Annotated in this window: 17 protein-coding genes and 1 pseudogene; 10 read left to right on the plus strand and 8 right to left on the minus strand. The window is 68.6% G+C overall.

Annotated features, from left to right (window positions below; genetic code table 11):
• Positions 1 to 6: 6 nt before the first annotated feature.
• Entirely contained in the window at positions 7 to 441 is a 435-nt protein-coding gene (locus tag A5673_RS19435; protein WP_068235967.1) for an SRPBCC family protein, read from the plus strand.
• Here the strand turns inward: A5673_RS19435 and A5673_RS19440 are convergent.
• Positions 438 to 1,622, minus strand: coding sequence for a pyridoxal phosphate-dependent aminotransferase (locus A5673_RS19440; protein WP_068235969.1), 1,185 nt, complete (start codon positions 1,620 to 1,622; stop codon positions 438 to 440). The two genes, A5673_RS19435 and A5673_RS19440, sit on opposite strands and share 4 nt — an antisense overlap.
• Before the next feature lie 187 nt (positions 1,623 to 1,809).
• Here A5673_RS19440 and A5673_RS19445 point away from each other — a divergent pair, with 187 nt between their 5' ends.
• Complete coding sequence (locus tag A5673_RS19445) at positions 1,810 to 3,021, plus strand: acetyl-CoA C-acetyltransferase (protein WP_068235972.1); 1,212 nt, start codon at positions 1,810 to 1,812, stop codon at positions 3,019 to 3,021.
• Between the two features lie 4 nt (positions 3,022 to 3,025).
• Positions 3,026 to 5,170, plus strand: coding sequence for a 3-hydroxyacyl-CoA dehydrogenase NAD-binding domain-containing protein (locus A5673_RS19450; RefSeq protein ID WP_068235974.1), 2,145 nt, complete (start codon positions 3,026 to 3,028; stop codon positions 5,168 to 5,170).
• 69 nt (positions 5,171 to 5,239) lie between these two features.
• On the opposite strand, the gene A5673_RS19455 is transcribed toward A5673_RS19450, so the two are convergent.
• Both A5673_RS19455 and A5673_RS19460 read right to left on the minus strand, forming a co-directional pair.
• Complete coding sequence (locus A5673_RS19455; protein WP_068235976.1) at positions 5,240 to 6,097, minus strand: LLM class F420-dependent oxidoreductase; 858 nt, start codon at positions 6,095 to 6,097, stop codon at positions 5,240 to 5,242.
• A gap of 32 nt (positions 6,098 to 6,129) precedes the next feature.
• Entirely contained in the window at positions 6,130 to 7,320 is a 1,191-nt protein-coding gene (locus A5673_RS19460; protein ID WP_068235982.1) for an FAD-dependent monooxygenase, read from the minus strand.
• Positions 7,321 to 7,511: 191 nt separating this feature from the next.
• Between A5673_RS19460 and A5673_RS19465 the strand changes: the two genes are divergently transcribed.
• Positions 7,512 to 8,495, plus strand: coding sequence for an LLM class F420-dependent oxidoreductase (locus A5673_RS19465; protein ID WP_068235984.1), 984 nt, complete (start codon positions 7,512 to 7,514; stop codon positions 8,493 to 8,495).
• Positions 8,496 to 8,537: 42 nt separating this feature from the next.
• On the opposite strand, the gene A5673_RS19470 is transcribed toward A5673_RS19465, so the two are convergent.
• Positions 8,538 to 9,608, minus strand: coding sequence for an aldo/keto reductase (locus A5673_RS19470; protein WP_068235987.1), 1,071 nt, complete (start codon positions 9,606 to 9,608; stop codon positions 8,538 to 8,540).
• A 91-nt stretch (positions 9,609 to 9,699) separates the two neighbouring features.
• Positions 9,700 to 9,993, minus strand: a complete 294-nt coding sequence (locus tag A5673_RS19475) for a putative quinol monooxygenase (RefSeq protein ID WP_068235989.1) — start codon at positions 9,991 to 9,993, stop codon at positions 9,700 to 9,702.
• Between the two features lie 167 nt (positions 9,994 to 10,160).
• Between A5673_RS19475 and A5673_RS19480 the strand changes: the two genes are divergently transcribed.
• Positions 10,161 to 10,574, plus strand: coding sequence for a Zn-ribbon domain-containing OB-fold protein (locus tag A5673_RS19480; protein WP_068235992.1), 414 nt, complete (start codon positions 10,161 to 10,163; stop codon positions 10,572 to 10,574).
• Between the two features lie 15 nt (positions 10,575 to 10,589).
• Positions 10,590 to 11,735, plus strand: coding sequence for a thiolase family protein (locus tag A5673_RS19485; protein WP_068235995.1), 1,146 nt, complete (start codon positions 10,590 to 10,592; stop codon positions 11,733 to 11,735).
• 90 nt (positions 11,736 to 11,825) lie between these two features.
• Here the strand turns inward: A5673_RS19485 and A5673_RS19490 are convergent, their stop codons facing one another.
• Positions 11,826 to 13,475, minus strand: coding sequence for a DNA repair helicase XPB (locus A5673_RS19490; protein ID WP_068235997.1), 1,650 nt, complete (start codon positions 13,473 to 13,475; stop codon positions 11,826 to 11,828).
• A 58-nt stretch (positions 13,476 to 13,533) separates the two neighbouring features.
• On the minus strand, positions 13,534 to 15,786 hold the full coding sequence (locus A5673_RS19495; protein WP_068236003.1) for a helicase-associated domain-containing protein: 2,253 nt from the start codon (positions 15,784 to 15,786) through the stop codon (positions 13,534 to 13,536).
• A 104-nt stretch (positions 15,787 to 15,890) separates the two neighbouring features.
• Here A5673_RS19495 and A5673_RS19500 point away from each other — a divergent pair, with 104 nt between their 5' ends.
• The 4 genes from A5673_RS19500 to A5673_RS19515 are packed head-to-tail and all read left to right on the plus strand — an operon-like array spanning position 15,891 to position 17,499.
• A complete protein-coding gene (locus tag A5673_RS19500; RefSeq protein WP_197518427.1) occupies positions 15,891 to 16,091 on the plus strand; it encodes a hypothetical protein in 201 nt (66 codons plus the stop codon).
• A gap of 3 nt (positions 16,092 to 16,094) precedes the next feature.
• Entirely contained in the window at positions 16,095 to 16,595 is a 501-nt protein-coding gene (gene moaC / locus A5673_RS19505) for a cyclic pyranopterin monophosphate synthase MoaC (protein ID WP_082958842.1), read from the plus strand.
• Entirely contained in the window at positions 16,595 to 17,077 is a 483-nt protein-coding gene (locus tag A5673_RS19510) for a molybdenum cofactor biosynthesis protein B (RefSeq protein ID WP_068236012.1), read from the plus strand. Before moaC ends, A5673_RS19510 begins: the two co-directional genes overlap by 1 nt.
• Entirely contained in the window at positions 17,074 to 17,499 is a 426-nt protein-coding gene (locus tag A5673_RS19515; protein WP_068236015.1) for a molybdenum cofactor biosynthesis protein MoaE, read from the plus strand. The genes A5673_RS19510 and A5673_RS19515 overlap by 4 nt, the downstream gene beginning before the upstream one ends.
• A gap of 67 nt (positions 17,500 to 17,566) precedes the next feature.
• On the opposite strand, the pseudogene A5673_RS29640 reads toward A5673_RS19515, so the two are convergent.
• Positions 17,567 to 17,896, minus strand: a pseudogene (locus A5673_RS29640) (proteasome accessory factor PafA2 family protein); the annotation flags it as partial.

Here is a 17,896-nt window from a genome sequence, read left to right on the forward strand (position 1 = left end):
ATAGCAGTGGCCGTCCAAGCATCGTCGGAAATCGTCATCGACGCGCCCCCGCGCGTCATCATGGACGCGCTCGCCGACATGGACACCGTGCCGTCGTGGTCCGCGGTGCACAAGAAGGTTGACGTGATCGACTCCTATCCCGACGGGCGGCCCTGCCACGTCAAGGTGACGATCAGGGTGATGGGCATTTTCGACACCCAGTTCCTGGAGTACCACTGGGGGCCGGACTGGATGGTGTGGGACGCCAAAAAGACCATCCACCAACACGGCCAGCACGGGGAGTACAACCTCACGCGCGAGAGCGACGACACGACACGCGTGCGATTCGGCATCACCGTCGAGCCGTCGGCGCCACTGCCGGAGTTCGTGATCAACCGGGCCCGCAAGAAGATCCTGCACGCCGCGCTGGAGGGGCTGCGCAAGCGGGTGATGGAGGGTTAAGGGCCGCGCCGCAGCGCGGCCAGTCGCCGGATCGCCTCGTCGAGGGTGTCCTCGCGTTTGCAGAAGGTGAAGCGCACCAGGTGATTCCACACGTCCGCGTGCGGTGCCGCCGGATCGCAGAACGCTGACATCGGGATGGCCGCCACGCCGACTTTTTCCGGTAGCGCAGCGCAGAACGCGGTGCTGTCGTCATACCCGAGCGGGCGCGGGTCGGCGCACAGGAAGTAGGTGCCGTCACTGTCGTGCACCGCGAAGCCGATCTCCGTCAGCCCGGCGGCGAGCCGATCCCGCCTGGCCTGCAGCGAGCGGCGCAGCCCGGCGACCCAGGCGTCCTCGGTGTCCAGCGCCAGCGCGACCGCGGGCTGGAACGGCGCCCCCCCGACATAGCTGAGGTACTGTTTGGCCGCGCGCACGCCGGCGATCAGTTGCGCTGGCCCGCAAGCCCATCCGATCTTCCAGCCGGTGCAGTTGAACATCTTGGCGGCGCTGGAGATGGTGATGGTGCGCTCGGCCATGCCGTCGAAGCCGGCCAGGGGCAGATGCTTACGGCCGTTCGGGCCGTCGAACACGAGGTGCTCGTACACCTCATCGGTGATCACCAAGAGGTCGGCCGCCACCGCGATTTCCGCGATGGCCGCCAGATCCGCCGGGCTCAACACCGCGCCGGTCGGGTTGTGCGGCGAGTTGACGATCAGCGCGCGGGTCCGGGGCGTCACCGCGCGCCGCAGGGCGTCGGCGTCCAGGGCGAAGCCGCGGCCATCCGCGACGAGCGGCACCGCCACCCGGTCTGCGCCGGCCATCGCCACCACCGGCGAGTAGGAGTCGTAGAAGGGTTCGATGAGGACCACCTCGGAGCCCGGCTCGACCAGCCCGATCACCGCGGCCGCGATGGCCTCGGTGGCGCCGACCGTGACCAGCACCTCGGTGTCGGGGTCGTACTCGACACCGAAATGCCGCCGGCGGTGCTCGGCGATGGCCTGGCGCAGCGGCGCGATGCCGATCCCCGGCGGGTACTGGTTGGCGCCCGCGGCGATGGCATCCTGCGCGGCCTTCAGCAAGGCCGGGGGACCGTCCTCGTCGGGAAAACCCTGGCCGAGGTTTACCGCGCCGATCCGCGCGGCCAGCGCCGACATCTCCGCGAACACCGTCGTCGCGTACGGCCGCAGCCGCGACACCGTCATGGGGGTCGAGCTTAGCTTTAGGCCTCGAGCGTCACGCTGGCGTGACGTTCGGCGGCCAGCGCCGCGCTGGTGTGACGTTGGGACATTCGGCTGCCCGCTGACCAGCACCATTACTCCCAACCAACAGGTTGGTTTAGGGTGCACATATATACGGATCCGAACCCCCATTTGTGAAGAGGAAGCCGACATGTCCGAAGAAGCCTTCGTCTACGAGGCCATCCGCACCCCGCGCGGCAAGCAGAAGAACGGGTCGTTGACCGAGGTCAAGCCGTTGAACCTGGTCGTCGGGCTGATCGAGGAGCTGCGCAGGCGCAATCCCGACCTGGACGAGAACCTGATCAGCGACGTCATCCTGGGGTGCGTTTCACCGGTCGGTGACCAGGGCGGGGACATCGCCCGCACCGCGGTGATCGCGTCCGGCATGCCCGACACCGTCGGCGGCGTGCAGCTCAACCGCTTCTGCGCCTCGGGCCTGGAGGCCGTGAACACCGCGGCCCAGAAGGTCCGCTCCGGCTGGGACGACATGGTGCTCGCCGGCGGCGTGGAGTCGATGAGCCGCGTGCCGATGGGGTCCGACGGCGGCGCGATGATGGCCGACCCCGCCACCTCGTACGACGCGTACATCGTCCCGCAGGGCATCGGCGCGGACCTGATCGCCACCATCGAGGGCTTCTCCCGCGACGACGTGGACGCCTACGCGCTGCGCAGCCAAGAGCTCGCGGCCGCGGCGTGGTCGGGCGGCTACTTCGCCAAGTCGGTGGTTCCGGTCCGCGACCAGAACGGCCTGCTGATCCTCGACCACGACGAGCACATGCGCCCCGAGACCACCAAGGAGGGGCTGGCCAAGCTGAAGCCCGCCTTCGAGGGACTGGCCGCGATGGCCGGCTTCGACGACGTGGCGCTGCAGAAGTACCACTGGGTCGAGAAGATCAACCACGTCCACACCGGTGGCAACAGCTCGGGCATCGTCGACGGCGCCGCGCTGGTCATGGTCGGCAATGAAAAGGTGGGGGCCGCCGCCAATTTGACGCCCCGCGCCCGCATCGTCGCCACGGCCACCACCGGCTCCGACCCGACGATCATGTTGACCGGCCCGACGCCCGCCACCGTCAAGGCGCTGGACCGGGCGGGCCTGACCGTCGACGACATCGACCTGTTCGAGCTGAACGAGGCGTTCGCGTCGGTCGTCCTGAAGTTCCAGAAGGACCTGAACATCCCCGACGAGAAGCTCAACGTCAACGGCGGCGCCATCGCGATGGGTCACCCGCTGGGCGCCACCGGCGCGATGATCCTGGGCACCATGGTCGACGAGCTGGAGCGCCGCAACGCCCGTCGTGCGCTGATCACGTTGTGCATCGGTGGCGGCATGGGCGTCGCGACGATCATTGAGAGGGTTTAAGCGCATGGCAGAGAACACGATTCAGTGGGGCAAGGACACCGACGGCATCGTCACGCTGACCCTGGACGACCCGACCGGGTCGGCCAACGTGATGAACGAGAACTACATCGAGTCGATGCGCAAGACCGTCGAACGCCTTGTCGCCGAGAAGGACTCGATTACCGGTGTGGTGATCGCCAGCGCGAAGAACACCTTCTTCGCCGGTGGCGACGTCAAGAGCATGATCCAGATCGGGCCGGAGAACGCCGGAGAGGCGTTTGACCTCGTCGAGGGCGTGAAGAAGGATCTGCGCGCGCTGGAAACCCTTGGTGTGCCTGTGGTGGCCGCGATCAACGGCGCCGCGCTCGGCGGTGGCCTCGAGATCGCACTCGCCTGCCACCATCGCATCGCCGCCGACGTGAAGGGGCTTGTGGTCGGCTTCCCCGAGGTGACGCTCGGCCTGCTGCCCGGCGCGGGCGGGGTGACCCGCACGGTGCGGATGTTCGGCATCCAGAACGCCTTCATGAACGTGCTGAGCCAAGGCACGCGCTTCAAGCCGGCACAAGCCAAGGAACTGGGTCTGGTCGACGAAATCGTCTCCACCGTCGAAGAATTGGTTCCGGCCGCCAAGGCGTGGATCAAGGCCAACCCCGATGCGCACACGCAGCCGTGGGATGTCAAGGGCTACAAGATCCCCGGCGGAACGCCGAGCAGCCCGGCGCTGGCGGCGATCCTGCCGTCGTTCCCGTCGCTACTGCGCAAGCAGCTCAAGGGTGCGCCGATGCCCGCGCCGCGGGCCATCCTGGCTGCGGCCGTCGAGGGCACCCAGGTGGACTTCGACACCGCCACCCGCATCGAGAGCCGCTACTTCACGCAGCTGGTCACCGGCCAGATCGCCAAGAACATGATCCAGGCGTTCTTCTTCGACCTGCAGACCATCAACGGCGGCGGCTCGCGCCCGGACGGCATCGGCGAGACCCCGATCAACAAGATCGGCGTGCTCGGCGCGGGCATGATGGGCGCCGGCATCGCCTACGTCTCGGCCAAGGCCGGCTACGACGTGGTGCTCAAGGACGTCAGCCTCGAGGCCGCGCAGAAGGGCAAGGGCTACTCCGAGAAGCTGGAAGCCAAGGCGCTGGAGCGGGGCAAGACGACCAAGGAGCGCTCCGACGCGCTGTTGGCCCGCATCACGCCGACCGCCGACGCGTCGGACTTCGCCGGCGTCGACTTCGTGATCGAGGCGGTGTTCGAGAGCCAGGACCTCAAGCACAAGGTGTTCCAGGAGATCGAGGACGTCGTCGAGCCCAACGCCGTGCTGGGGTCCAACACCTCGACGCTGCCCATCACCGGCCTGGCTACCGGGGTGAAGCGGCAGGAGGACTTCATCGGGATCCACTTCTTCTCGCCGGTCGACAAGATGCCACTGGTCGAAATCATCAAGGGCGAGAAGACATCGGACGAGGCGCTGGCCCGCGTGTTCGACTACACGCTGGCCATCGGCAAGACCCCGATCGTCGTCAACGACAGCCGCGGCTTCTTCACCTCCCGTGTGATCGGCACGTTCGTCAACGAGGCGCTGGCGATGCTGGGCGAGGGCGTCGAGCCGGCCAGCGTCGAGCACGCCGGTTCGCAGGCGGGCTACCCCGCGCCGCCGCTGCAGCTGTCCGACGAGCTCAACCTGGAGCTGATGCACAAGATCGCCGTCGCCACCCGCAAGGGTGTCGAGGACGCCGGCGGTACCTACGAGCCGCATCCGGCCGAAGCCGTCGTCGAGAAGATGATCGAGCTCGGCCGCTCCGGGCGGCTCAAGGGCGCGGGCTTCTACGAGTACCCCGACGGCAAACGGACCGGCCTGTGGCCGGGCCTGCGCGAGACGTTCAAGTCGGGATCGTCGGAGCCGCCGCTGCAGGACATGATCGACCGGATGCTGTTCGCCGAGGCGCTGGAAACGCAGAAGTGCCTCGACGAGGGCGTCTTGACGTCGACCGCCGACGCCAACATCGGGTCCATCATGGGCATCGGCTTCCCGCCGTGGACCGGTGGGAGCGCGCAGTTCATCGTCGGCTACTCGGGTCCGCTGGGGACCGGCAAGGACGCGTTCGTGGCGCGCGCCAAGGAGCTTGCCGCCAAGTACGGCGACCGCTTCAACCCGCCGAAGTCGCTGCTCTAAGTACCCGCCGACCAGACGCAGAATCGCATAACGAGGGCCCTCCGCGTGCGATTTTGTGTCTGCTCGCGATCAGATGGCCGCGGCGATGCGGCGCCACTGCTCGCGCGGGAATTCCGTCGGGTCGGCCGTCAGGACCTGAACGCAGACATGGTCGGCGCCGGCCGCGCGATGCTCGGCGATCCTGCGCATGACGGCCTCTTCGTCGCCCCACGCGATGATCGCGTCGAGGAGCCGATCGCTGACCTGCGCCAGGTCGTCTTCGGAGAACCCGCTGCGCAGCAGGTTGTTGGCGTAGTTGGGCAGCGCCAAATACGCCCGAAGCCAGTCGGCTCCGATGCGGCGCGCCTCGTCGGCCCCGTCGCACAGGATCACCGTCTGCTCCGGCAGCAGCAACGGGCCCTCACCCAAAACCGAACGGGCAGAAGCGGTGTGGTCCGGGGTGACGAGGTAAGGGTGGGCGCCGCGGGCGCGCGCCGCCGACAGGGCCAGCATCTTCGGGCCCAGCGCGGCGAGTACCCGCGCTTCGGCGGGCACCGGTCGCGACGCGGCGTCCAACCCGTCCAGGAAGGACGCCGTCGCCGCCAGCGGCTTGCGGTACCGCCCGGGCTCGCCGGCGTCGATCAGCGGCGCATGGCTGACTCCGATGCCTAGCAGGAAGCGGTCGCCGTGCTCGGCGGTCAGGGTGTCATACGACGCGGCGACGTCGCCGGGCGAGTGCATCCACAGGTTGAGGATGCCCGTGGCGATCGTGGTCCGCTTGGTCGCGGCGAGCAGGTGGCCCACCGCGTCGAAAACCGGCCCGCCCACGTCGGGAATCCACAGCGCGGTAAACCCGAGTTGGTCCAATTCCGCTGCCGCGTCAGCCGATTCGGACGGATCGCCGTAACGCAGTTGACTGCTCCATACCCCGACACCGCCAAGGTCCATCGGCGCTCCATCCTTCCGTGTCAAACCTCGCTTTAGTCGGGCACCCGCATCGACTCGTGCATCCGCACGCCCTTGGTGTTGAGCTTCGCCAGCGCCCGGGAGAGCGAGCCCGGCATCGACGACACTAGCTGCAGCCCGCGGGTCAACGCCCAAACTCCCGCCCGGGAGCCGGGGATGATGGTGCGGGCGGCCCCGCGCGCAAAGACCCGGCTGAGGTGCACGGGCTCATGCATCTGCAGTTCGTAGGCGGCGAACGCGCGCAGGTGATCGCCGTCCGCCCGGGCCAGCTCGCCGGCCAGCACGTAGGCGCCGAGGACGGCGAGGCTGGTGCTGCCGCCGACCGCGGGACCGGGGCAGTAGCCGGCGTCGCCGACGAGGGTGACCCGCCGCCGCGACCAGATGTTCATGCTCAGCTGACTGATCGCGTCGAAGTAGAAAGCCGGCGTCCGGTCGACTTCCTCGAGCCAACGGTCCACCCGGGGATGCATGTCGGCGAACGCGCCGCGCAGTAGCTCCTTCTGCCGCAACGAATCTCGGTAGCCGTAGTCGAGCTCGGATTTGCTGCGAAACATGAACACCACCCGGGCGTCGTCCAGGTGCTCCGCGGTGTAGATCGCCGCGAGCCGTCCGACCCCGACGTGGCCGACCATCTCGTTGGGCTCGGCCAGCGCCTTGGGTGCGCTCACCACCGCCAGGTAGCCGCCGAGGAACCGGGTCAGGCTGTCCTCCTCGCCGAAGGTCAGGCGCCGGACGTTGGAATGCAGCCCGTCGGCGCCGACGATGACGTCGAATCGGCGGGCGGCGGAGCGCTCGAACGTCACGTCGCCGTCGTGGTCGATCGCCGTGATGGAGTCGCCGAAGAGGTACTCCACGTCGTCGCGGCCGGCGTCGTAGTAGATCTCGCTGAGGTCGTCGCGCATGATCTCCACGTGGCGATCCGACGCGACGCCGACGAGCTTGGTGAGGTCGACCTTGGTGGCTCGCGGTCGGCCTTCCCGATACATGGTCATCGAATCGGTTCCGGTGGCGAGCGCCTCGATGCGCGGCAGGACACCCATCTTCGCGGAGATCTCCATCGCGGGACGGAACAGGTCGACGGCGTGGCCGCCGGTCTTGCGCAGCGTGGGCGCGCGCTCGACGACGGTGACGTCGAAACCGTGCCGCGTCAGCCAGTACGCCAGCACCGGCCCGGCGATGCTGGCGCCGGAGATCAGAACCCGCATGGGCGTCAGCCTACGGTCGAGACCGGCCGCGAGACTCAGCGGATGCTCGCGCTGCGGGCTGGTTGCGCCGCGCGGATTTGCGGCTGCCAAGCTGCCATGGGTTATGTGTACGGCCCCATTGTCCTCGCTGCTGAGCCTCGGCCATCGATCCGCTGAGGGGCCGCGGCGTCTCGAGGCTAAAGTCACCTGCTATGCGCTTTGGTCTCTTCATTCCGCAGGGTTGGCGAATGGATCTGGTCGGCATCGAGCCAGCCAAACACTGGGCGGTGATGCGCGACCTCGCCGCCTACGCGGATGAGAGCGCCTGGGACTCGCTGTGGGTGTACGACCACTTCCACACCGTCCCGATGCCGACAGGCGAAGCCACGCACGAGGCGTGGTCACTGATGGCCGCCTACGCGGCAACCACGTCGAGGATCAAACTCGGCCAGATGTGCACGGCGATGAGCTACCGCAATCCGGTATATCTGGCCAAGGTCGCCGCGACCGCCGACATCATCTCCGGCGGCCGGATCCAGATGGGTATCGGTGCCGGCTGGTACGAACACGAGTGGCGCGCTTACGGTTACGGCTTTCCCTCGGCCAGGGTGCGGCTGGCGCGACTGGAGGAGGGCGTACAGATCATGCGCGATGCGTGGCGCGACGGGAAAGTCGGTTTTGCCGGCGAGCACTACCAGGTAGACGGCGCGATCGTCGCACCGAAGCCGTTGCAGGACAACGGGATCCCGATGTGGATCGCCGGCGGCGGCGAGAAGGTGACGTTGCGCATCGCCGCGAAGTACGCGCAGTACACCAATTTCACCCCCGAGCCCGAGGCGTTCGCGCACAAGTCGGAGGTGCTGGCCCAGCATTGCCGCGAGGTGGGCACCGACTTCGAGGCGATCGTGCGTTCGGCCAACTTCAGCGCAATCATCGGCACCTCCGACACCGACGTCGAAGACAAGCACCGGCGGATACGCGAGCGCATGTCCCGTTGCGTCCCCGAGGCGGCGGCGGATGCCATGCTGTCCGGCGGCGCGGAGGGGGCAAGGGGCACAACGGAACAAGTCATCGAGCGGATCGCGAAAATCCGCGACCTCGGCTGCGAGTACGCGATCTGCTACTTCCCGGATGCCGCGTACGACCGTTCCGGCATCGAGCTGTTCGAACGGGAAGTCATCCCCGCGCTGAGCTAGTGAAAGCTTGGAGTTCGGCTCACCCGAAGCGTCGGGTATGGGTCAGTGTTTCTCCTGGCCTTCGACATATGTGGCGTATGTCGAGGCGTATCGGTCCCCCGCAATGCGGCTCGGCGAAAAGGCCTCGGCGAGGTATGCGACCTCATCCGCACTTACCGCGACGTTCGTCGCCTCCAGGTTTTCCCGAACATATTGGGCACGTTTGGTACCTGGGATCGGAACCACATCGAGGGGTTGGGCCAGTAGCCACGCCAACGCCAACTGGCCTGGGCGACATTGCTTCTCGTTGGCCAGTGTCTTCAGCACCTCTACCGGCTGAAGGTTGTTCGCAAGGTTGGCGGCGGAGAACCTAGGGTTGGCTGCGCGGAAGTCCCCTTGGCCGAAGGTGGTGTCTGGGGTAACTGCCCCGGTCAGGGCGGAGCGGCCGAGGGGGCTGAAGGGCACCAATGTGACCCCGAGTTCGCGGCATGTGGCGGTGATGCCGTTTTCGACGCGGCGCTCCCACAACGAGTACTCGCTTTGCAGTGCGGTGATGGGATGGACGGCGTGCGCTCGCCGGATCAGTTCGGGCGTCACTTCGCTGAGCCCCAGTGTTCGAACTTTACCGTCGCCGACCAGTTGGGCCATCGCTCCGATGGTGTCTTCGATCGGCACGTTCCGGTCGAGGCGGTGGTAGTAGTACAGGTCGATCACCTCGACGCCGAGCCGGCGCAAGCTGGCCTCGCAGGCGGAGTTGACGTATTCAGGACGTCCGTCGATGACTACCTGTGTTTCATCGTCGCTGAGTCGGGCGGCGAACTTCGTCGCCAGCACAACCTCGTCCCTGCGTCCGACGATGGCCTGTCCGATGAGCTGCTCATTGTGTCCGAACCCGCGAACGCTCACATTCGACCCGATATCGGCCGCACCGTAAATGTCTGATGTATCCAGGAAATTCACGCCGAGATCGATGGCCGCGCGCAGGGTGGCGATAGATTCGCCGTCGTCGGCCGCCCCATAAAATTGCGACATGCCCATGCACCCGAGTCCGATGGGCCGCACCGTCAGCTGCGAATGACCCAGGCGAATCCGCGCCGAACCGGCGATCGCTGGATTCTTGCCGGGGTCGGTCATCGGCCCCACTGTATCGAAATGTCCACCCAAGAAGATTTCCCGTGGCGACCCGGCGTGCGCCGATCCTGGCGGCCCCGCTGGTGCTCCTTGGTCAGATATCGGTGGTGGAGTAGCGGGTCTTTACCGGCGGCGCGGCCAGCAGCGGAGGCAGCTCCGTCAGTTTGCCCTCGCCGGCCCGGAAGGCGCGATACGCCTCGTCGTGCTCGACGCTCTGCCAGAGTTCGTAGATCAGCCAGTGCGCCTCGTCGTCCTCGTCGACGAGCACGTCGGTCTGCAGGTTGCCCGCGAACGCGCGGGTGTCTTTGAGCGCCCGTCCCATCACCTCGCGCCCCGCTTGCACCGCGTCGGGCTTCAGCCTGAGTTCCAGTGTCACCGTCACCGGCATGGTGGTCTCCTCACGTCGCACGGATCCCCGCCAAGATAGCCCGGTCGGCCGTGGGCCGCGGACCCGCATGCCGGCGAGAATGCGGTTTCCACTTTTCGGAAACCTGTTATACGGTTCAGTGAGCAATATTCTTTTGCCCACTGTGGACGCTCCTGGAGGATCCCTCGATGCAGAAGGCACTCGCCCCCGAAATCTCCACCTGGCCCGACGAGAACCCACAGCTCATCGGGAGTCGCTGCGGCAGCTGCGGTGCCACGACCTTCCCGGTGCAGCAGTGGTGCCCGCGCTGCAGCGGCGGCGAGATGACGGAGTTGTTGTTGCCGCGCCGCGGAACCCTGGTCGCCTGGACCACGCAGGGTTTCCCGCCCGGGGCGCCCTTCGCCGGTCCGACGGGCAAGGACTTCGTACCGTTCGGCGTCGGCCTGGTCCAGCTCGGCGACATCATCCGGGTCGAGGGGCGGCTGACCGAAAACGACCCCGCGAAGCTGCAGTTCGGTCAGGAGGTCGAGCTGACCATGGTGCCGTTGACCACCGACGCCGACGGCGCCGAGGTCATGACGTTCGCCTTCCAGCCGGCATAAAAGGAGGAGCCTGAGATGACGAACGACGTTGCCATCATCGGCGTGGGCCTGCACCCGTTCGGCAGGTTCGACAAGACCGCAATGCAGATGGGGGCCGAGGCCATTCAGGCCGCGCTGGCCGACGCCGGCTGCGACTGGAAGGACATCCAGTTCGGCTTCGGCGGCAGCCACGAGGTTTCCAACCCCGACGCGGTGACCCGCCTGGTCGGGCTGACCGGGATCACGTTCACCAACGTGTTCAACGCGTGCGCCACCGCCGCCAGCGCCATTCAGCAGACCGCCGACACCATCCGGCTGGGCAAATACGACCTCGGCATCGCGATCGGCTTGGACAAGCACCCGCGCGGGGCGTTCACCGACGACCCCGCCAAGCTGGCGCTGCCGCAGTGGTACGCCCAGAATGGGCAGTTCGTCACCACCAAGTTCTTCGGGATGAAGGCCAACAAGTACCTGCACGACCACAACATCTCGCAGGCCACCCTCGCGAAGGTGGCCGCGAAGAATTTCCGCAACGGCGCGTTGAACCCGAACGCGTTCCGCCGCAAGCCGATTCCCGAGGAAGAGATCCTCAACTCGGCCGTGCTCAACTACCCGCTGACCCAGTACATGTTCTGCGCGCCCGACGAAGGCGCCGCCGCGGTGATCATGTGCCGCGCCGACCTGGCGCACAAGTACACCGACAAGCCGGTCTACGTGCGCGCCTGCGAGATCCGGACCCGGCGCTACGGCGCCTACGAGGTGCACGCGACCTTCGCCCCGCCGGACGAGGACGTCTCGCCGACGGTGTACGCGGCCAAGGCCGCCTACGAGGCGGCGGGCATCGGGCCCGAGGACGTCGACGTCGCCCAGCTGCAGGACACCGACGCCGGCAACGAGGTCATCCACATGGCCGAGACTGGTTTGTGCGCCGACGGCGAGCAGGAGAAGTTGGTCGCCGACGGGGCCACCGAAATCCACGGCTCCATGCCGGTCAACACCGACGGCGGGTTGATCGCCAACGGCGAGCCGATCGGCGCGTCGGGCCTGCGCCAGATGCACGAGCTGGTGCGCCAGCTGCGCGGCGAGGCAGGGGAGCGTCAGGTGCCCGGCGACCCGCGCGTCGGCCTGGCTCAGGTGTACGGCGCGCCGGGCACCGCGTCGGCGACGATTCTGTCGCTCTAGTTTCCGGCGCGAGCCCCCGGCGAACGTGAAGCCAGCTTCACGCTCGGCCGCCAGCGTGAAGGCAGCTTCACGCTCGGTCGGGTCAGGAGCTTAAATCGCCGGGCCCAGTAGGTCGTCCGCGTCGCGGATGACGTAGCCGTAGCCCTGCTCGGCCAGGAAGCGCTGGCGGTGCGCGGCGTACTCGGCGTCCAGGCTGTCGCGGGCCACCACGGAGTAAAAGATGGCGCCGCCGCCGTCGGCCTTGGGCCGCAGCAGCCGGCCGAGCCGCTGCGCCTCCTCCTGGCGCGAGCCGAAAGTGCCCGAAACCTGCACCGCCACAGAGGCTTCCGGCAGGTCGATGGAGAAGTTGGCGACCTTGGACACCACCAGCGTCGACACCTCGCCGCGACGGAACGCGTCGAACAGCGCCTCGCGTTCCTTGGTCCGGGTGGACCCCTGGATCACCGGGGCGTTGAGTTCGGCGCCGAGCTCCTCGAGCTGATCCAGGTACGCGCCGATCACCAGGGTCTGCTCGCCGGGATGCTTGTCCAGGATCGACTTGACCACCGCGATCTTGGTGTGCACCGTCGAGCACAGCCGGTACCGCTCTTCGGGTTCGGCCGTCGCGTAGGTCATTCGCTCGCTGTCGGTCATGGTGACCCGCACCTCGACGCACTCGGCGGGCGCGATCCAGCCCTGCGCCTCGATGTCCTTCCAGGGCGCGTCGTAGCGCTTCGGGCCGATCAACGAAAAGACGTCACCCTCGCGGCCGTCCTCGCGGATCAACGTGGCCGTCAGGCCCAGCCGCCGCTTGGACTGCAGGTCGGCGGTCATCCGGAACACCGGCGCCGGCAGCAGGTGCACCTCGTCGTAGATGATCAGCCCCCAGTCTCGGCTGTCGAACAGCTCCAGATGCCGGTACTCGCCCTTGGTGCGGCGGGTGATCATCTGATACGTCGAAATGGTGACCGGCCGGATCTCCTTGCGCTCTCCCGAGTATTCGCCGATCTCGTCCTCGGTGAGCGACGTGCGGGCGACCAGCTCGCGTTTCCATTGCCGCGCGGCGACGATGTTGGTGACCAGGATCAGCGTCGTCGCACCGGCTTTCGCCATTGCCGCGGCGCCGACCAGCGTCTTGCCCGCACCGCAGGGGAGTACCACCACCCCGGAGCCGCCGGCCCAGAACGAATCCGCGGCCAGCTGCTGGTAATCGCGCAGGTGCCAGCCGCCCTGATCCAGGCTGATCGGATGCGCCTCGCCGTCGACGTAACCGGCGAGATCCTCCGCGGGCCAGCCGATCTTGAGGAGCATCTGCTTGACGCGGCCCCGCTCGCTGTTGTGGACGACGACGGTGTCCTCGTCGATCCGGGCGCCCAGCATCGGCGCGATCTTTTTGTTGCGCAGCACCTCCTCGAGGACCGCGCGGTCCAGGCTGACCAGCGTCAGGCCGTGCGCCGGGTGCTTGACCAATTGCAGGCGCCCGTAGCGGGCCATCGTGTCGACGATGTCGACGAGCAGCGGCTGGGGCACCGCGTAGCGGGAGAAGCTGACCAGCGCGTCGACGACCTGTTCGGCGTCATGCCCGGCGGCGCGCGCGTTCCACAGGGCCAGCGGCGTGATGCGGTAGGTGTGCACGTGCTCGGGTGCGCGCTCCAGCTCGGCGAACGGCGCGATGGCGGCGCGCGCCTCGCCGGCCAGCTCGTGATCGACCTCGAGCAGCACCGTCTTGTCGGACTGCACGATCAATGGTCCGTCGGACATCTAGCGCCACTCCTCCTCATCGCTTCGCTCTGCATCGTCGTCGGCGCGCATAGCACCATTATCCGGAGTCCCCCGACACCACCGACGTGATGCGGTGGATGGCGAAGTCGCGTAGCCGGCCCGACGCCGAGTCAAAGGCCACCAGCTGCCCGCCCTTGATCGTGATCGGCGACACCACCCGCTGCGTGGCCACGCCGGCGGCGTCGAGGTAACCGATCACCAAGGTGTCCTGGGCCCTGGCCGCGCGCTGCAGCAGCGACATGGTGACGGCCGGGTCGACGCGGATGTTCCCGAACGGCGCGGCGGTCACCTTCCGCAGCACCGAGACGACGGCGTTGAGCGTCTCGCTGCTGGGCCGCGGCGCCGGACGGTACGGCCTGCGTTGCTGCGGGGTGGGCACCCTGGCCCCGCGCGGCCGGACGTCGACGATGGAGCCGGTGGAGTCCTCGGCGGCCGGGGCGAAGCCCGCCTTGCGCAACGCGACGAGGACTTCGGCGATCGGCGCGGGCGACACCGCCACCGTCGGCGCCAGCGCCCGCAGCTGCAACTCCTCCGCGGCCGCCACCGCCTGGGCCAGCAATGCCGGGTCCTCGCACCGCACGAACGAGGTGGCCATGCCGATGCGCAGCTGGCCGTGCCGGCGGGCCACGTCATCGATGAGGTAGGTAAGTCCTTGCGGCACCGGGGTTTTGGAATGCCTGCCGAAGAGGTCGTGCATCCAGTCGCGGGTCTTGCCGACGTCTAGGGCGTGCCGGATCGACTGCTCGCTGATGCGGTACACCATGGCCGTGCCGGCCGATTCGACGGTGGCAACGGTGGCGAGATCGTCGGCCAGGTCGCGTTGCAGCGGCCCGGGCACCACGACGGTCAGGTCGGCCTGCACCAGGAAGTGGTCGATCGGTGCGGGCATCGCCCGCGTCATCGCGCCCACCGCGATCTCCGGGTCGCCACCTTCCTCCAGCAGCGCCCGGCCGGGGGTGCTGATTGCCCCCCGGCCCACCAGACCCAGCGCGTGGCTCTCGGCCAGCAGATCGGCGACGGGTTGGGGTTGCAGCCGCCTGGCCCAACGCGGCCGTCGCCAGATCAGCGCCGCCGACGCCGTGACCGCATCGACGCCGGCCCCGGGCGGCAGACCGCACAGCATGCCCAGCAGCAATCGGCGATCCAGTGGAGCGGCCGTCGAGTACAGCGAATCATTCAGGGCGCCATAGGGTTTGGCGTCCGGGCCGCGGGTGCCGATCAAGGCCGGCCGGCTCGGCAGGTCGAGCCAGGTGCTGGCCAGCAGGTGCCAGCGTTCGGCGGGGGACATCGCGGTGAACCGTTCGGTGGCCGCCGTGGGCGCCCAGTACGGGCCGTCGCCGGCGTCCGGCTCCGGATCGGGCGTGCCGCTGGCGATCAATCCCGCCCCGGCCGCGATCTCGAGGATCAGGCCCAGCCGAGGCTCCTCGACGCCGGTCGCCTTGGCCAGCCGCTTGACGTCACGAATGCCCAGCCCTCCGCTGCGCAGCTCGGAAACCGGTGTGGCACTTAGGCTTTGCAACAGCACGTCGAGCTCGCGCAACACGTCGATGACGGCTCCCGCGGCCACCGCGTCGACGTCCGTGGGGCTGGTGGTCGACACGACCGGGTCGGGCTCGGTCAGCTGCAGGGGACCGGGGTCCTCGCCGCGCAACACCTGTCCCACGTGACGGGGCAAGATCACCGTCTCGGCGTCGATGCGCCGCAGCAGGCCCGAGGCCAGCAGCTGCGGCACCGGCCGCTCCGCCGGGGCGCCCGGCGCGGCGTCGCGGGTGCGGCCCATCGGCGAACCTTCCAGCAGCTTGTCCAGCACGTCGAGCTGCGCCCGGTCGAGCCCGTCGATGAGGGCGGCGATCTCCTCGCCCGTGCGGGAGCTGTCCTCGAGCGTGACTTGGCCCGGATGCCACGGCAACGCGGTGCCGGCGTCGGCGGCCAGTCGGACCGCGGTGTCGCCCCAGACCAGGGCGCGCTGCCTGAGGTCGTCCAGCGCGCCGCCCACGTCGGCCTCGGCGGCGCGGTCGCCGACGAGGGCCAGCAGCTTGGCGGTCGGCACCGGGGCGGAATCGGCCTGCAGCACCAGCAGGGCATCGAGCACCGCCAGCCGGAGGAAGTCCAGGTCGTCGGTGGCCGCCTTGACGGATTGGCGCGCCTGGGCACGCGCGGCCAACGCGGCGATGCTGCCGGGTGGGGGCTGCGCGAGGTCTGGCCGGAGTTCCAGCAGTCGGATCAGCCGCTCGTCGGGTAAGTCGGCCAGCCAGGACCCCAGCGGGATATCCGGGGTGTTGTCGGTCATTGCTGACCAGCGTAAAGCAGTCGGCGGGCCCAACGACCACGCTCACAACGCGGACCAGTGGCCTTGCGCCACGCGCGCGTGCGCGACCTGTCAGAATGGACCGCGTGGCTGACACTGCTGAGGGCAACGCGCGCAAAACCAACTACGTCGACAACGGTTGGCCGACGACGGACCCGGACGACCACGCCGTGAGCGAACTGGTGAGTGACCGCACGGGTGCGTTGTCACCGTTCGGTGAGCTGGCGTTCCCCCTGCCCGCGACAGACCTGCCCTACGTTCACCCGGTCACGGTCGTCAACCGGTAACCCATGGCTAGGGCCCCAGAGGCCGCGAAGGCCTCGGCAGGCGCGCTCTCGCATCTGGACGAGCGCGGCGCCGCCCACATGGTCGACGTCACCGAAAAAGGCGCCACCAAGCGCACCGCCGTCGCCGCGGGCGCGTTGCGCACCTCGCCGCACGTGGTGGCGCTGATCTCGACCGGCGGCCTGCCCAAGGGCGATGCGTTGGCCACCGCGCGGGTGGCCGGCATTCTGGCGGCGAAGCGCACCAGCGACCTGATCCCGCTGTGCCATCAGCTCGCGCTCACCGGCGTCGACATCGATTTCGCCATCGGCGACGCGGATGTGGAGATCACCGCGACCGTGCGCAGCACCGACCGCACCGGCGTGGAGATGGAGGCGCTGACCGCCGTCAGCGTCGCCGGGCTCACGCTGTACGACATGATCAAAGCGGTGGACCCCGCCGCTCGCATCGACGACATCCGCGTGCTGCGCAAGCAGGGCGGCAAAACCGGAACTTGGGAGAGGTGATGGGCGCGCGATCGGCACGAGTGATCATCGCTTCGACCCGCGCGTCGGCCGGCGCGTATGACGACCGATGCGGGCCGATCATCGCGGAATGGCTTGAGCATCAGGGATTTTCGTCCGCACAGCCCGAGGTGGTGGCGGATGGTGAGCCGGTCGGGGAGGCGCTGCGCGGGGCGCTGGACGCCGAGGTCGACCTGATCATCACCTCGGGCGGCACCGGCATCTCGCCCAGCGACAGCACCCCGGACCAGACGGTGGCGGTGCTCGACTACATGATTCCGGGGCTGGCCGACGCCATTCGCCGCTCCGGGCTGCCGAAGGTGCCGACGTCGGTGTTGTCGCGCGGCGTCTGCGGCGTGGCCGGCCGGACGCTGATCGTCAACCTGCCGGGTTCGCCCGGCGGGGTGCGCGACGGCCTCGGGGTGCTCGCCGACGTTCTCGACCACGCGCTCGATCAACTCGCCGGCGGGGATCACGAGCGATGACGCGTGTGTTGCGCGCCGCGGTGACCGAAGACCCGATTTTTTTGTCGGAACACGAGGAGTTGGTGGGCCATCAGTCGGCCGGAGCCGTCGTCGGCTTCGTCGGCATGATTCGCGACCACGACGGCGGCCGCCGGGTGGTGCGGCTGGAGTATTCCGCGCACCCCTCGGCCGAACAGGTCCTTGCCCAAGTGGTGGCGGAGATCGCCGAGGAGGCCGGCGGCGTGCGAGCCATCGCCGCCAGCCACCGCATCGGCGTGCTGCGCATCGGCGAGGCGGCGCTGGTGTCCGCGGTGGCCGCCGACCATCGCGGCGCGGCATTCGATACCTGCGCCCGTCTGGTCGACACCATCAAGGCGCGACTACCGGTGTGGAAGCACCAGTTCTTCGACGACGGAACCGAAGAATGGGTCGGTTCGGCCTAACGGCGATCGCGAGCGCGGCGAAAGCCGGGGGAAGCGGGTCGCCGCCATCGCCCCCAGCGGCCGGACGTCAGCCGGCCTGAGGCGGCTGCGCCAGGGCGTCCAGCGCGTCGTTGCCGTGGATGTCCGTGCTGCGGATGGCGTCCCACAGTTGCCGGGTGTACCCGACCTGCGATGTGTGCCGCGGTGGGGCCGGCGCGTCGACGACCGGTGCGTCGGCGGGCGGCGCCGGCGGCACATCCGCGGGCGGCGGTACCGGCGCGTCGGCGGGCGGCGCGGGTGGCAGGGCGTCGGCCGGGGGCGCCGGAGCGGCCGGGGGAGCCGGCGGCACCTCCGCGGGCGGCGGTACCGGCGCATCGGCGTGCGGCTCGTCGCGGGTGTTGATGATCGGGCGGCTGCA

The sequence above is a fragment of the Mycobacterium sp. E3198 genome (assembly GCF_001667015.1).
Taxonomy (GTDB): domain Bacteria; phylum Actinomycetota; class Actinomycetes; order Mycobacteriales; family Mycobacteriaceae; genus Mycobacterium.